Below are 14,142 nucleotides of genomic sequence, written 5' to 3' on the forward strand. Positions count from 1 at the left end.
TGAGCGTGACATGGCATCCATCGACCTCAACTCGGACCTGGGCGAGAACGTCCCCGACCGGATCGTCAGCGACGACGAGAGCATGCTCGAGATCGTCACCAGTGCGAACGTGTCGTGCGGGTTCCACGCCGGCAGCCCCGAGGGCATCCGCGCCACGCTGGCCGCCGCCGTCGCCCGCGGCGTGGTGATCGGCGCACACCCGGGCTACCGCGACTACGAGAACTTCGGCCGCACCCCGATGGATGTGGACTCGGCGACCCTGCAGGCCCACGTCGAGTACCAGCTCGGTGCGATCGCCGCCCTCGCCACGGCGGTCGGCGGCACCGTCGCGTACGTCAAGCCGCATGGTGCGCTGTACAACACGATCGCGCGGGACGAGCGGCAGGCGAAGGACGTCGTCACCGCCATCCGCGCCGTCGACCCCGGTCTGGTGCTGCTCGGCCTCGCGGGCGGCGTCGTCCTCGACATCGCCGAGCGGGCCGGTCTGACGGTGGCCGCAGAGGCGTTCGCCGACCGCGCCTACCAGCCGGACGGGCAGCTCGTCTCCCGCGCTCAGGAAGGCGCGGTGCTGCACGATCCGGCCGCGGTCGCCGAGCGGATGGTGCGACTGGCGCAGGAGGGCGTGATCCGCGCGATCGACGGCACCGATGTGCGCGTCCAGGCGCAGTCGATCTGCGTGCACGGCGACAGTCCCGGCTCGGTCGCGATGGCGGCGGAGACGAAGCGGATGCTGCAGGATGCCGGCGTGACCATCGCGCCGTTCGCGGGAGTCTGACGTGCCCGTCCGCGCCACACCCGAGCAGCTGGCCGCCGCCCGCGCCGCCCGCGCCGCGTACCGGCAGGGCGTCGCCGAGCCGACCAGCGGCGTCGCCCCCGGGCTCACCCAGGCGAACCTGATCGCCGTGCCCGCGGACTGGGCGTTCGAGACCCTGCTGTTCGCGCAGCGCAACCCGAAGCCGTGCCCTGTGCTCGAGGTCATCGAGCAGGGCCAGGTCGCGTCCGCGCTCGCGCCCGGCAGCGACATCCGCACCGATATCGGCCGCTACCGCATCTGGCGCGACGGCGAGCTCGTCTCCGAGCAGACGGACGCGCGGGACGCCTGGGCGGAGCATCCGGACCTCGTCGCGTTCCTGATCGGATGCAGCTTCACCTTCGAGGCCGGCCTCGCCGAGGCGGGCATCCCGATCCGGCACCAGGAGCTCGCCCGCAACGTGCCGATGTACCGCACCACCGTGCCGTGCGCGCCGGCCGGAAGGCTCCGCGGGGAGATGGTGGTGTCGATGCGGCCGATCCCGGCGGGGCGGGTCGCGGATGCGGTGCGGATCTCGGGCCGCACGCCCGCCGTGCACGGCGCCCCGGTGCACATCGGCGACCCGGCTTCCCTCGGCATCGCCGACCTGTCGCGACCGGACTTCGGCGACCCGCCGGAGGTGCGCGAGGGCGAGGTTCCGGTCTTCTGGGCCTGCGGCGTCACCCCGCAGGCGGCGATCATGGCGTCGAAGCCGCCGTTCGCGGTCACGCACGCACCGGGGTACATGTTCGTCACCGACGTGCCGGATGCGGAGTACGTGGTCTGATGCGCATCCTCACCGCCTCCGACCGCGCCCTCCTCGTCGAAGCCGCCGACCTCGATGAGGCCATGCGGCTGAACCTCGCCTGGGCGGGCGTGCGGGGCGTGGAGGAGCTCATCCCCGGCGCGCGCACGGTGCTCGTGCGGTTCGACCCGCTGCGCGTCTCCGCGCGGGAGCTCGCGGCCGAGCTGGCATCGACGAGCACGGATGCCGCGCACGCGCCGCACACGCGGGAGGTGACCATCCCGGTGACCTACGACGGCGAGGACCTCGCGGACGTCGCCGCGCTGCTCGGCGTGAGCGTCGACGAGCTGATCGCCCGGCATCTCGCGGCGCAGTGGCGGGTGGCGTTCGCCGGGTTCGCGCCCGGATTCGGGTACCTCGTCGGGGACGATCCGCTGTTCGACGTGCCGCGGCGGCCGTCACCGCGCACGCGGGTGCCGGCCGGGGCGGTCGCGCTCGCCGGGCACTTCACCGGCGTGTACCCGAGGGAGAGTCCCGGCGGATGGCAGCTCATCGGGCGCACGGACGCCCGGATGTGGGACATCGACCGTGACCCGCCCGCCCTCCTCGCCCCCGGCACCGCCGTCCGCTTCGAATCCGCCCGCCCCACCTCCCGGTCGTTGAGCGAGCACGCCGCCCCTTCCCGGTCGTTGAGCGAGCACGCCGAAGGCGAGCGAGACGAAACGCGCCGTCCGTCAGGCCCCCGCTCCACGGAGCACGCGCCCTCCCGGTCGTTGAGCGAGCACGCCGAAGGCGAGCGAGACGAAACGCGCCGTCCGTCAGAGCCCCGCTCCACGGAGCACGCTTCGACGGGCTCAGCGTCCGAACCCTCCGGGGAGGGCTCGGTCGAGGTCGTCCGGAGCTCGCTGCAGCTGCTGGTGCAGGACCTCGGTCGCCCGGGTCATGCGGCGCTCGGCGTCTCCGCGGCCGGGGCCGCCGACCGCACCGCGTTGCGCGACGCGAACCGCGCGGTAGGCAACCGCCCCGACGCCGCCGTGCTGGAGAGCGTCGGCGGCGCGCTGCTGCGCTTCCACGGCGAAGGCGTCGCCGCGGTGACCGGGGCGCTCGGCGACCTCACCCTCACCGACCGTGACGGCCTCGCCCGCGGCATCCGTCAGGGCGAGCCGTTCGCCGTCGCCGACGGCGACGAGCTGCTGCTCGGGCATCCGTCGCGCGGGCTGCGCTACGTGATCGGCGTGCGCGGCGGCATCCGCGCCCCGGCGGCCCTCGGCAGCGTCTCCGCCGACACGCTCGCCGGTCTCGGGCCCGCGCCGCTGCGTGCCGGCGACGTCGTCGCGACGGGTGACCCGCGCACGGCCCCGCACGCGGTCGATCCGCTTCCGCTGCCGCGTCCCCTGCCGGCATCCGGTGACACCGTCGAACTGGAGATCACGCTCGGGCCGCGCGACGGCTGGTTCACCGAAGCGGCGCTCGCCGCGCTGACCGGGCAGGACTGGGAGGTGACGCCGCGCTCCGATCGCGTCGGCATCCGCCTGCACGGCGAGACGCCGCTGGAGCGGGCGATCACCGGCGAGCTGCCCAGTGAGGGGGCGGTCACCGGTGCCATCCAGGTGCCTCCGGACGGGCAGCCCGTGCTGTTCCTCCCCGACCACCCGCTCACCGGCGGGTATCCGATCATCGGCGCGGTCACCGACCGCTGCCTCGATCTGGCCGGGCAGCTGCCGCCCGGCGCCCGCATCCGCTTCCGCATCACCGGAGAGGCCTGACATGACGAAGATCCTGATCGCCAACCGGGGCGAGATCGCCGTGCGCATCATCCGCGCATGCGCCGAGGCGGGGTACGCGTCGGTCGCGGTGTACGCCGACCAGGACGCGGATGCCCTGCACGTGCGTCTCGCCGACGAGGCCCATGGCCTGGGCGGCACGACGGCCGCCGACACGTACCTGTCCATCACGGCGCTCCTCGACGCCGCGCAGCGCAGCGGCGCCCACGCGGTGCATCCGGGCTACGGGTTCCTGTCCGAGAGCGCCGCGTTCGCCCGCGCGGTCGAGGACGCCGGGCTGGTCTGGATCGGCCCCACCCCGGAGAGCATCGACGCCCTCGGCGACAAGATGACCGCGCGGCGCATCGCCGAGCGCGTGGGGGCGCCGCTCGCCGCCGGCACCGACCGTCCGTTGGCAGGCCCCGCCGAGGCGGTCGCGTTCGCCGAGGAGCACGGCCTCCCGATCGCGATCAAGGCCGCGTACGGCGGCGGCGGCCGCGGCCTGAAGGTTGTCCGCGACCGGGCCGAGGTGGCGGATGCCTTCGACGCGGCCACCCGCGAGGCCGTCGCCGCCTTCGGGCGCGGCGAGTGCTTCGTGGAGCGGTTCCTGGAGAGCCCACGGCACATCGAGGTGCAGGTGCTCGGCGACGGCCACGGCGATGTGATCGTCGTCGGCGACCGGGACTGCTCGATGCAGCGCCGCAACCAGAAGCTCATCGAGGAGGCGCCGGCGCCGGGGCTCACGCCCGACCAGCGCCAGCGCCTCCACGACGCGGCCCGTCGCATCTGCGCCGAGGTGCACTACCGCGGCGCCGGCACGGTCGAGTTCCTGCTCGCCGCGGACGGCACGATCTCGTTCCTCGAGGTGAACACGCGGCTGCAGGTCGAGCATCCGGTGACCGAGGAGGTGACCGGCGTCGACCTCGTGCGGGAGCAGTTCCGCATCGCCTTCGGCGAGGGGGTCTCGCTCACCGCGACGCCCAAGCCGCGGGGGCATGCGTTCGAGTTCCGGATCAACGCCGAGGATCCGGGCCGCGGCTTCCTGCCGAGCCCCGGCCGCGTGGACGACCTGCGCGTGCCCGGCGGCCCCGGGGTGCGGTGGGACAGCGGCGTGGAGGCGGGGGATGCCGTGCAGCCGGCGTTCGACTCGATGATCGCCAAGCTGATCGTGCACGCCGACTCGCGCGACGCCGCCCTGGTGCGCGCTCGCCGCGCGCTGCGCGAGCTGCGGATCGACGGCCCGGCGACGGTCGTCCCGTTCGACCGGCTCGCGATCGCGCAGCCCGAGTTCTCGACCACCGGCTTCGCGGTGCACACGCAGTGGATCGAGAGCGCCCTGCTGCCGCGGCTCGAGCCGCAGCTGCGCCCGGCGCCGGAGGACGAGCAGCGCCTGCAGCGGTTCCCGGTCGAGATCGACGGCCGGCGGGTGACGCTCGGGCTGCCGGTGAGCCTGCTGCGGGGGTTCGCGGCGGGTGCCGCTGCCGGCGCGTTCGGTGCGGGCGGGCTTGGTGCGTTCGGTGCGGGAGGTGCGGATGCCTCGTCGTCGGATGCCGGGCGGGCGTCGGCATCCGACCCGGCCGCGTTGCGCGCGCCCGCCCCGGGCACCCTGGTGCGCTGGCTCGTCGAGGACGGGGCCGAGGTCGCCGAGGGCGACGCGGTGGCGGTGCTGGACGCCATGAAGATGGAGACCCCGGTCACCGCCCACCGCTCCGGTGTCCTCGCGCACGCCGTCGAGGTCGGCGCCACCGTCGCCCCGGATGCCGTGATCGCCCGGATCGTCTGACCGCCATGCCGTCCCGACGGCCACCCGCACCGGCATCCGCCCTCTCCCCGGCATCCGCCTGCTCCCCGGCACAGGAAGTCTCGCGGGTGCAGGACGATCCGTGGCGGCTCCTCCTGTCCCGGCGAGACGTCCTGTCCTGGAGGCGCGACGCGCGCGGGCGACCCCGACGGCGACGCCGCCGCCTCAGCTGAACGGGTTCGTGACGACCTCGTACGGCGGCACCGGCGGGTTCGGGCCGAACTCGCTGTCGACGTAGAGGATCTCGCCGCGCAGCTCGGCGGCGGTGGTGAGCACCCGCGTCGGGGAGCTCGGGGTCTCCGCGATGAGGCTCGCGCCTGACCCGTCGGCCGCGACCCGCAGCTCGGTGATCACACGGGAGAAGTTGCGGACGACCGTGAGCGTCGTCCCCTGCAGCACGAGCCCGTCGGCATTGACGAGGTTCGCCCCGCCGGTCGGGATCTCGGCGATGCTGCCGTCCATGCCGAACCGCCACAGCTTGCCGACGTTCCCCTGCGCGACGATGAACGCGCTGCCGTCGGTCGCCACCTCGATGCCGCCGAGGTTGAAGCCCTGCTGGCGGGTGATCGTGCCGGCGGCATCCGCCCACACCGTCGCCGTCCACGCGCCGTCGGTCTGCGCGACGCGGTAGATGCGGGGGTCGTTCGAGTCGGTGAAGTAGGCGGCGCCGTCCGGGCCGATGATCACGTCGTTCACGAAGACGTCGGATGCCGGCATCCGCATGGTGCGCGATCTCGCCCCGGGCGAGCTCGACGGCACCGCCGGGTCGCTGCCCGCAGCTCTGCAGAAGGTGGTGGCGGATGCCGCGCAGCAGGGCCTTCCGGTCGAGTTCCGCAGCCACGGGGCGCCGGCCGATGTGCCGCTGCCGGTGGCATCCGCGATCATCCGCACCGCCCGCGGCGCCCTCGCGAACGTCGCCGAGCACGCGCGCGCACCGCGCCGTGGTCAGCCTGACCGCTCAGCCGGAGGAGCTGCGGCTGGACGTCCGCGACGACGGGATCGGATTCGACGCCCGCGAGCCGGCGATGCGACAGGCCGCTGCGCAGCGCCGCGCGCAGGGCCGCGGCCGCGGGCTGGACGGCATCGCGGAGCGCATCGCCGCCGTCGGCGGCACGCTGGAGATCGAGAACGCGCCGGGGGAGGGGACGACGCTGTCGGCCGTGTTCCCGGCGCGGGGGAGGGAGGCCGGATGACGCTGCGGCTGGTGCTCGTGGACGACCACCCGGTGGTGCGCGCCGGGGTGCGCGCGCTGATCGAGTCGAGCGACGACCTCGAGGTGGTCGGGGAGGCCTCCGCTCGAGGCCGTGCGGGTGGTGGCCGAGCGGCATCCGGATGTCGTCCTGATGGACCTGAGCCTCGGCGACGGCGTGGGCGGCATCGCGGCGACCGCGCGGCTGCGCGAGCTCGACCCCGCCCCTGCGGTGCTCGTGCTGACCACGTACGACAGCGAGTCCGACATCCTGCGGGCCCTGGATGCTGGGGCCGCCGGCTACCTGCTGAAGGATGCCCCGCCGGAGCAGCTCTTCGCCGGCATCCGTGCGGTGGCGAAGGGGGAGCCGGCACTCGCCCCCTCCGTGGCGGGCGTGCTGATGCGGCGCGCCGCGTCGCCGGAGCCGCGGATGACCGAGCGCGAGGTGGAGGTGCTCGAGCTGCTGGCGGAGGGGCTGGGCAACCGCGAGCTGGCGAAGGCGCTGTTCGTGTCGGAGGCGACGGTCAAGTCGCACCTCTCGCACATCTACGCCAAGCTCGGCGTCGACACCAGGGCCGGGGCGGTCGCCGCAGCGATCGAGCAGCGCATCATCCGGCGCTGAGCGATTTCCCCTGACTCGCGCCACATTGTGTCCCGTTCTGCGGGTGGTCGCACCGCGAACCCGCAGGACGGGACACATTGTGGCCGTAGGGGGAGGGTGTGTGGCCGTAGAGAGGGTGCGCTACTCGGGGTCGCCGCCGAGCGGGCCGACCGCGGGGATCGGGCCGCCGTCGTCGGCGCCGGTCCTGCGCCACCGGGCGATCGCGTTGCCCAGGTGGTAGATCAGCAGCGCGGCGACCGTGCCGAGGACGATCGCGCCGAGCTGGAACGCTCCCCAGCCCATCGCGAACCCGGCGATCGCGATGACGAACGACACCGCCACGGTGTACTGGTTCACCGGGCGGGAGAAATCGACCCGGTTGTCCACCCAGATCTTGATGCCGATCACGCCGATGAGCCCGTAGAGCGCGGTGGTCACCCCGCCGAGCACGCCGGCGGGGATGGTGTTGAAGATGACGCCGATCTTGGGCGAGAACGCGAGCAGGATCGCGACGATGCCGGCCACCCAGTACGCCGCCGTCGAGTACACCCGGGTCGCGGCCATCACGCCGATGTTCTCGCCGTAGGTGGTGGTGCCCGATCCGCCGAAGCCGCCCGCGATCGTGGTCGCCAGGCCGTCGGCGACGAGGGCGCGGCCGGTGCGGCGGTTGATCGAGGGGTCCTCCGTCATCGTCGCCACGCCGCGCACGTGTCCCACGTTCTCGGCGATGAGCACCAGCACGACGGGCAGGAACATCGGCACCAGCGCCCACGCCGCGGGGTCGGCGACGGCGGCGAGATGGAAGTCGGGGAACCCGATCCACGCGGCATCCCCGACGGCGGAGAAGTCGACCTGCCCGGTGGCGACGGCGACGAGGTAGCCGACCACGACGCCGAGGAAGATCGAGATGCGGCCGAGGAACCCGCGGAACAGCACGCTGAACAGGACCACCGCCACGAGCGTGACGGTGGCGAGCTCGGGCTGCGCCTTGAAGTTGTTCCACGCGGCGGGCGCCAGGTTGAACCCGATCAGCGCCACGATCGAGCCGGCCACCACCGGGGGCATCAGCCGGTCGATCCAGCCGGTGCCGACCGCCTGCACCAGGAAGCCGATCGCCGCGAGCAGGATGCCGGCCGCGGCCACCCCGACGAGCGCCTGGGCGATCTGCTCGCCCGTCTCCAGCGCCTGCCCGGCGTTCAGCGCCGTGATCGGCGCGATGAACGCGAACGACGAGCCGAGGTAGCTGGGCAGCCGGTTGCGGGTGAGCAGCAGGAACAGCAGCGTCCCGAGACCCGAGAAGAGCAGGGTCGTCGACACCGGGAATCCGGTGAGGATCGGCACCAGGAAGGTCGCGCCGAACATGGCCACGACATGCTGGGCGCCGATCGCGATCGTCGCCGGCCAGCTCAGCCGCTCCTCGGGCTTGACGACCTGGCCGGGCGCGACGGTGCGGCCGTCGCCATGGATCTGCCACAACGGCATGGGGGCTCCTCCGGGGTGGGGTTCTGGACCGTGGAAAACCCTATCGCCCGCGCCCCGGGCATCCGCACCCCCGCCCGGAACCACGGCCCCGGGCATCCGCACCCCCGCCCGGAACCACGGACTTCACGCGGAACCGCCCGTTTCGCCCGTATTGCGTGGTTCCGCGTGAAGCGCGTGGTTCGGCGTGCGTGATGCCGGGCGGATGCCGGGCGGATGCCGCCGCGTGGCGGATGCCGTCAGGCGGTGAGCCGGTCGATCAGCTCCCGGTACCGGTCGGCGGTGCGCTCCACGATCTCGTCCGGCAGCGCCGGCGGCTCGCCCTGCCTGTCCCAGTGCGAGGCCAGCCAGTCGCGCACGATCTGCTTGTCGAAGCTCGCCATCCGCTCCTCGGGGGTGGCGCCGGTGCGCCACGCCTCGGCATCCCAGTACCGTGACGAGTCGCTGGTGAGCACCTCGTCCGCCAGGCGCAGGGTGCCGTCGGCGTCGAGACCGAACTCGAACTTGGTGTCGGCGAGGATCAGCCCCTTCGCCTCGGCGATCTCCGCCGCGCGACGGTAGATCGACAGCGACGCCTCCTGCAGCTCGGCCGCGCGCTCGGGCCCGACCAGCTCGGCGGCTCGCTCGTACGTGATGTTCTCGTCGTGCTCCCCCATCGGGGCCTTGTATGCGGGGGTGAACAGCGGCTCGGGCAGGCGGTCGCCGTTCTCCAGTCCGGCCGGCAGGGGGATGCCGCAGACGGTGCCGGATGCCCGATACTCGGCCCACCCGGACCCGGTGAGGTATCCGCGCACCACGCATTCGATCGGCAGCATCTCCAGCGACTGCGCGAGCATCGCGCGGTCGGCGACGGATGCGGGCGGCTCGCCGTCGGCGAGGTGGTTCGGGACGTCGGAGAGGCGGTCGAACCACCACCGGCTGAGCCGGGTCAGCAGCGCCCCCTTCTCCGGGATGCCGGGGGAGAGCACGTGGTCGAACGCGCTCACCCGGTCGGACGCCACCACGAGGATGCGGGTGTCGCCGGGATCCTCCGACGCGTAGAGGTCGCGGACCTTGCCGGAGTAGATGTGCCGCCAGCCGGGGATGCTCGGTGCGGGGTTCTCGGAGGGAGTGCTCACCCCCACATCATCGCATCGCCGGGGGCCGGACGCTTCGACGGGCCCAGCGTCCGACGGGCTCGGCGTCCGACGGGCTCGGCGTCCGCGGGGCTCGGCGTCCGCGGGCGTCGTCGGATGCCGGGTGTACCGTGGCCGGGTGACTTCTCCCGCGGCATCCGAGACGACCGTCCGGAGCCCGTGGCCGGCGCTGTGGGCGCTCGTCATCGGGTTCTTCATGATCCTCGTGGACACGACCATCGTGTCGGTGGCGAACCCCGCCATCAAGGCCGCGCTCGACCCGGACACCAACAACCTCGACAACGTCGTCTGGGTCACCAGCGCCTACCTGCTCGCCTATGCGGTGCCGCTGCTGATCACCGGGCGGCTCGGCGACCGGTTCGGGCCGAAGAACATCTACCTCATCGGCCTCGCCGTCTTCACCGCGGCGTCCCTCTGGTGCGGTCTGTCGACGACGCTCGAGGGGCTGATCGCGGCGCGGGCGGTGCAGGGGCTGGGCGCGGCGTTCATGACGCCGCAGACGATGGCGGTGATCACCCGCACCTTCCCCGCGCAGCGCCGCGGCGCGGCGATGGGGCTGTGGGGCGCGACCGCGGGCGTCGCGACGCTGGTGGGGCCGCTGCTCGGCGGCTTCCTCGTGGACGCCCTCGGCTGGGAGTGGATCTTCTTCGTCAACCTGCCGGTCGGGATCGCCGGGTTCGTGCTCGCGTGGCTGTTCGTGCCCAGGCTGGAGACCCACGCGCACCGGTTCGACGTCGTCGGCGTGGTGCTCAGCGCCGTGGCGCTGTTCCTCATCGTGTTCGGGCTGCAGGAGGGCGAGAAGTACGACTGGGGCGTGATCGCCGGCCCGATCTCGGTGTGGGGGCTCATCATCGCCGGGGTCGTCGTGCTCGCGGTGTTCGTGGCGCAGCAGGCGGTGACCCGCAGCGAGCCGCTGGTGCCGCTGGAGCTGTTCCGCGACCGCAACTTCTCCGGCGCGAACGTGGCGATCGCCGCGGTCGGCTTCACTGTCACCGGCATGTCGCTGCCGTTCATGTTCTTCCTGCAGCTGGCACGCGGCCTCACGCCCACCCAGGCGGCGCTGCTGATGATCCCGATGGCGGTGATCTCCGGCGGGCTCGCGCCGCTGGCGGGCAAGCTGCTCGACCGGATCGACCCGCGGCTCATCCTCATCCCCGGGCTGCTGTGCGTCGCCGGCGGCGTGCTCTGGAACGCGGCGTTGATGAACCCGGGCACGCCGGTCTGGATGTTCCTGCTCCCGTCCGCACTGCTCGGCGTCGGCAACGCCGGCATGTGGGGCCCGCTGGCCACGACCGCGACCCGGCAGCTGCCGCCGCGGCAGGCCGGCGCCGGCGCGGGCATCTACAACACCACGCGCACGATCGGCTCGGTGGTCGGCTCCGCCGCGATCGCCGCGTTCATGCAGGACCGGCTGGAGGCCAACCTTCCCGGCCTGGCCGAGGCGCCCACCGGTTTCGGGGGCGGGACGCTGCCGGATGCCGTGGCGCAGGGCTTCTCCGCCGGCATGGCCCAGGCGATGCTGCTGCCGGCCGCGGTGCTGGCCCTGGCGCTGATCGCGTCGCTGTTCCTCGGGCGGTACCGTCAGGACACCGGCGGCACCCGTGCTTGACTGAGCGGATGACGATCGCGCTGGCATCCCCCTCCCTCGACCTCTTCGACTCCTGGGCGGAGACGGTCGCCGAGTTCGGCGACGTGCACATCGACGGCGCCGGTCTCGACCGCGGAGTGCGCCCGGACCGGCTCAGCTGCGAGGCGTTCATCGCGAAGGCTGCGCTGTACAGCCGTCCGGGCGCCGACCTGCCCGAGGGCCACGTCCCGTGCGACCACTACTGGATCACGGACGACGGCCGCGTGGTCGGCTTCATCGCGTTCCGCCGTGAGCTCAACGACCATCTGCGCCGCGTCGGCGGGCACATCGGCTACTCGGTGCGGCCGTCGCGCCGCCGCGAGGGCATCGCCCGCACCGCCCTCAGGCTCGTGCTCGACCGGGCCCGCGCCGCCGGGCACGACCGCGTCATGCTCACCTGCGACGACGACAACGTCGGCTCCGCGCGCACCATCGAGGGCGCCGGCGGCCTGCTCGAGGACGTCATCGACGCCGCGGATGCCGGGCATCCGGCGCTCCGCCGCTACTGGATCGCGCTCTGACCCGCATCCGTCCCAGCAACGACACGCCGGTGCCGGGACGCCGGGGCTGATCAGCGGGCGACGCGGGCGGCGATGTCGCGGCGGAAGTGAGCGCCGTCCAGGCGGATCCGCTCGATCGCCCGGTACGCCCGGTCCCGGGCATCCGCGAAGTCCGAACCCGTCGCCACGACGTTCAGCACGCGGCCGCCGGTCGCGACCAGGGCGCCGCCGGGAGCATCCGGCCCGCCGGTCGCGGCGTGCACGATGCGCACGCCCTCGACGGATGCCGCCTCCTCGAGGCCCTCGATGAGCCGGCCGGTCTGCGGCGCCTCCGGGTAGCCCTCGCTCGCGAGCACGACCGTGATCGCGACGTCGTCGGAGAACTCGGGCTGCGGCTGGGCCTCGAGAGTGCCGGATGCCGCCGCCAGCAGCAGCTCCGACAGCGGCGTGCGCAGCCGGGGCAGCACGACCTGCGTCTCCGGGTCGCCGAACCGGGCGTTGAACTCGATCACCCGCACCCCGGCCGGCGTGAGGATGAGGCCGGCGTAGAGCAGCCCGATGAAGGGCGTGCCCTCGGCGTCCAGCTGCCGGATCACCGGCAGCGCGATCCGCTCGGTGACGTGCGCCACGAACTCGTCCTCCCCGCCGAACTGCTCGGCGAGCCACGGCAGCGGCGAGTACGCCCCCATGCCGCCGGTGTTCGGGCCCTCGTCACCGTCATGGGCGCGCTTGAAGTCCTGCGCGGGGCTGAGCGCGCGCACGGTGTCGCCGTCGCTGAGGAAGAACAGCGACACCTCCGGGCCGGAGAGGAACTCCTCCACGAGCACCGGGCCCGACGGCAGGTAGTGCTCGGCGTGGGCGAGCGCCTCGGCGCGGTCGGAGGTGACGATGACCCCCTTGCCGGCGGCGAGGCCGTCGGCCTTCACCACGTGGGGGGCGCCGAGCTCGTCGAAGGCCGCCTCGACCTCGGCGACGGATGCCGCGCGCACGGCCCGGCCGGTGGGGACGCCCGCCGCCTCCATGATCCGCTTGGCGAACGCCTTCGAGCCCTCCAGCTGCGCCGCGGCCCGGCCGGGTCCGAAGACGGGGATGCCGTGCTCGCGCAGCACGTCCGCGACGCCGGCGACGAGCGGCGCCTCCGGGCCGATGACGACGAGGTCGATGGCGTGCTCGTTCGCGAAGGCCTCGACAGCGGCGCCGTCGAGCGGGTCGACGTCGACGAGCGTCGCATCCTGGGCGATGCCGGCGTTGCCGGGGGCCGCGAAGATCTCGTGCGCGGTGTGCTCCGACCGCAGCGACAGGATGATCGCGTGCTCGCGCGCGCCGGAACCGAGGACCAGGATCTTCATGCCGCCAGCCTACCGAGCAGGGCGGTCACCGCTCCCGTCGATGACCACGCGGGATCACGGCTCGAGGGGGCGCTCCACCGAACGGTCCCACGGGAGGGTCCACCCGGCCGCGTCGAAGAGGCCGTCCAGGACCATCGCCGTGAAGCCCCACACGATCGTGCCGTCGATATCGAACGCGGGCCCGCGGAAGGTGCGCCCGACGCGGTGCACCGTGGACGTGAAGCGGTTGGCGGGCTCGAGCAGCTGCGCGACGGGCACCCGGAACACGTCCACCGTCTCGGCGTGATCGACCGCGGCGACCCGGGAGGGGGAGCGCCACCAGGCGAGGACCGGGGTGACGATGTAGCGGCTGGGCATGACCGGCAGGTCGGGGAGGACGCCGAGCACCTCCACTCCGGCGGGATCGAGGCCGGTCTCCTCCCGCGCCTCGCGGAGCGCCGTCGCGACGGCATCCGCATCCTGCGGGTCGCGGCGTCCGCCGGGGAACGAGACCTGGCCGGCGTGCGAGGACAGGGTCGCCGAGCGTCGCTGCAGCAGTACGTCGAGGTCGGCCGCGACCGTGCTCTCATCGGTGCCGGCCGGGATGCTGTCCAGGCGGCCGAACAGCATCAGCACCGCCGCCGGGCGGGAAGGCCCGACGACGGGGGCGAAGCGCGACGGCAGGTCTTCCGCGCGCCCGGCCGCGGCGGCCAGTTCGGCGCGCGCTCCGCGGAGCGTCTCGGCTGCAGGGCTCATCGTTGTCGAGCCTACGTCGCTTCGCCGCGCCGAGGACACAGCACGGAAAGTACCCTGGATGCCATGCCCGCCCGCAGGATCGACGTCGCACAGGGCCGTGCCGCGCTCGCCGCCGTGGCCGCCGGCACCGTTGCGCGGAACGACACCGCCACCGCGGTGCGCTACCTGCTGCAGCTGCTCGACGAGAAGGCGCCGGGCAACAGCGTCGAGGTGCGCGTGCCGCCCTTCGGTGCGGTGCAGGTGGTGCAGGGTCCGCGGCACACGCGCGGCACGCCGCCGAACGTGGTCGAGACGGATGCCGCGACCTGGATCGCCCTCGCCACCGGCGCCGAGCAGTGGGCGGATGCCGTCGCCGCAGGCCGCGTGCGGGCATCCGGCATCCGTGCCGATCTGTCCGACCTGCTGCCCCTCCGGCCCTAGCCGGCCC

General features: G+C 73.6%; 14 protein-coding genes. 9 read left to right on the plus strand and 5 right to left on the minus strand.

The genetic code is table 11. The features are described 5' to 3' along the window. Window positions 1–10: 10 nt before the first annotated feature. The 4 genes from JRG78_RS00880 to JRG78_RS00895 are packed head-to-tail and all read left to right on the plus strand — an operon-like array spanning window position 11 to window position 5,081. Window positions 11–775, plus strand: coding sequence for a LamB/YcsF family protein (locus tag JRG78_RS00880; RefSeq protein ID WP_259607144.1), 765 nt, complete (start codon window positions 11–13; stop codon window positions 773–775). 1 nt (window position 776) lies between these two features. Further along, window positions 777–1,577, plus strand: a complete 801-nt coding sequence (locus JRG78_RS00885; RefSeq protein ID WP_259607145.1) for a putative hydro-lyase — start codon at window positions 777–779, stop codon at window positions 1,575–1,577. Next, the gene (locus tag JRG78_RS00890) at window positions 1,577–3,301 is read left to right on the plus strand and encodes an urea amidolyase family protein (RefSeq protein WP_259607146.1); all 1,725 of its coding nucleotides are present in this window, start codon (window positions 1,577–1,579) and stop codon (window positions 3,299–3,301) included. Before JRG78_RS00885 ends, JRG78_RS00890 begins: the two co-directional genes overlap by 1 nt. 1 nt (window position 3,302) lies before the next feature. Beyond that, the gene (locus tag JRG78_RS00895) at window positions 3,303–5,081 is read left to right on the plus strand and encodes an acetyl/propionyl/methylcrotonyl-CoA carboxylase subunit alpha (protein ID WP_259607147.1); all 1,779 of its coding nucleotides are present in this window, start codon (window positions 3,303–3,305) and stop codon (window positions 5,079–5,081) included. A gap of 183 nt (window positions 5,082–5,264) precedes the next feature. Here the strand turns inward: JRG78_RS00895 and JRG78_RS00900 are convergent, their stop codons facing one another. Next, window positions 5,265–5,984: a hypothetical protein gene (locus tag JRG78_RS00900; RefSeq protein WP_259607148.1), complete on the minus strand. Its 720-nt coding sequence runs from the start codon at window positions 5,982–5,984 to the stop codon at window positions 5,265–5,267. Between JRG78_RS00900 and JRG78_RS00905 the strand changes: the two genes are divergently transcribed. Together JRG78_RS00905 and JRG78_RS00910 are read left to right on the plus strand one after the other, a co-directional pair. Beyond that, a complete protein-coding gene (locus JRG78_RS00905; protein WP_336297715.1) occupies window positions 5,954–6,292 on the plus strand; it encodes an ATP-binding protein in 339 nt (112 codons plus the stop codon). The two genes, JRG78_RS00900 and JRG78_RS00905, sit on opposite strands and share 31 nt — an antisense overlap. A 111-nt stretch (window positions 6,293–6,403) precedes the next feature. After that, entirely contained in the window at window positions 6,404–6,910 is a 507-nt protein-coding gene (locus JRG78_RS00910; protein WP_336297695.1) for a response regulator transcription factor, read from the plus strand. 120 nt (window positions 6,911–7,030) lie between these two features. On the opposite strand, the gene JRG78_RS00915 is transcribed toward JRG78_RS00910, so the two are convergent. Together JRG78_RS00915 and JRG78_RS00920 are read right to left on the minus strand one after the other, a co-directional pair. Next, window positions 7,031–8,371 carry a uracil-xanthine permease family protein gene (locus JRG78_RS00915; protein WP_259607150.1) on the minus strand — a complete coding sequence of 447 codons (1,341 nt, stop codon included), beginning with the start codon at window positions 8,369–8,371 and terminating at the stop codon, window positions 7,031–7,033. A 236-nt stretch (window positions 8,372–8,607) separates the two neighbouring features. Continuing rightward, the gene (locus tag JRG78_RS00920; RefSeq protein ID WP_259607151.1) at window positions 8,608–9,486 is read right to left on the minus strand and encodes a phosphoribosylaminoimidazolesuccinocarboxamide synthase; all 879 of its coding nucleotides are present in this window, start codon (window positions 9,484–9,486) and stop codon (window positions 8,608–8,610) included. Between the two features lie 136 nt (window positions 9,487–9,622). Here JRG78_RS00920 and JRG78_RS00925 point away from each other — a divergent pair, with 136 nt between their 5' ends. After that, window positions 9,623–11,113, plus strand: coding sequence for a DHA2 family efflux MFS transporter permease subunit (locus JRG78_RS00925; protein WP_259607152.1), 1,491 nt, complete (start codon window positions 9,623–9,625; stop codon window positions 11,111–11,113). 8 nt (window positions 11,114–11,121) lie between these two features. Next, window positions 11,122–11,652, plus strand: coding sequence for a GNAT family N-acetyltransferase (locus JRG78_RS00930; protein WP_259607153.1), 531 nt, complete (start codon window positions 11,122–11,124; stop codon window positions 11,650–11,652). Between the two features lie 50 nt (window positions 11,653–11,702). Here the strand turns inward: JRG78_RS00930 and purD are convergent, their stop codons facing one another. Together purD and JRG78_RS00940 are read right to left on the minus strand one after the other, a co-directional pair. Further along, window positions 11,703–12,980 carry a phosphoribosylamine--glycine ligase gene (gene purD, locus JRG78_RS00935; protein ID WP_259607154.1) on the minus strand — a complete coding sequence of 426 codons (1,278 nt, stop codon included), beginning with the start codon at window positions 12,978–12,980 and terminating at the stop codon, window positions 11,703–11,705. A gap of 54 nt (window positions 12,981–13,034) precedes the next feature. Continuing rightward, window positions 13,035–13,715, minus strand: coding sequence for an NUDIX hydrolase (locus JRG78_RS00940; RefSeq protein ID WP_259607155.1), 681 nt, complete (start codon window positions 13,713–13,715; stop codon window positions 13,035–13,037). Window positions 13,716–13,778: 63 nt separating this feature from the next. Between JRG78_RS00940 and JRG78_RS00945 the strand changes: the two genes are divergently transcribed. Beyond that, window positions 13,779–14,135, plus strand: a complete 357-nt coding sequence (locus JRG78_RS00945) for a sterol carrier family protein (RefSeq protein WP_259607156.1) — start codon at window positions 13,779–13,781, stop codon at window positions 14,133–14,135. The last annotated feature ends 7 nt before the right edge of the window (window positions 14,136–14,142 follow it).

The sequence above is a fragment of the Microbacterium sp. EF45047 genome (assembly GCF_028472845.1).
Classification (GTDB): Bacteria; Actinomycetota; Actinomycetes; order Actinomycetales; family Microbacteriaceae; genus Microbacterium; species Microbacterium neungamense.

Coding starts and splice junctions, on each gene's coding strand:
- JRG78_RS00880 (WP_259607144.1), top strand. CDS start 11: ATGGCATCCATCGACCTCAACTCGGACCTGGGCGAGAACGTCCCCGAC.
- JRG78_RS00890 (WP_259607146.1), top strand. CDS start 1,577: ATGCGCATCCTCACCGCCTCCGACCGCGCCCTCCTCGTCGAAGCCGCC.
- JRG78_RS00895 (WP_259607147.1), top strand. CDS start 3,303: ATGACGAAGATCCTGATCGCCAACCGGGGCGAGATCGCCGTGCGCATC.
- JRG78_RS00905 (WP_336297715.1), top strand. CDS start 5,954: ATGTGCCGCTGCCGGTGGCATCCGCGATCATCCGCACCGCCCGCGGCG.
- JRG78_RS00900 (WP_259607148.1), bottom strand. CDS start 5,984: ATGATCGCGGATGCCACCGGCAGCGGCACATCGGCCGGCGCCCCGTGG.
- JRG78_RS00915 (WP_259607150.1), bottom strand. CDS start 8,371: ATGCCGTTGTGGCAGATCCATGGCGACGGCCGCACCGTCGCGCCCGGC.
- JRG78_RS00930 (WP_259607153.1), top strand. CDS start 11,122: ATGACGATCGCGCTGGCATCCCCCTCCCTCGACCTCTTCGACTCCTGG.
- purD (WP_259607154.1), bottom strand. CDS start 12,980: ATGAAGATCCTGGTCCTCGGTTCCGGCGCGCGCGAGCACGCGATCATC.
- JRG78_RS00940 (WP_259607155.1), bottom strand. CDS start 13,715: ATGAGCCCTGCAGCCGAGACGCTCCGCGGAGCGCGCGCCGAACTGGCC.
- JRG78_RS00945 (WP_259607156.1), top strand. CDS start 13,779: ATGCCCGCCCGCAGGATCGACGTCGCACAGGGCCGTGCCGCGCTCGCC.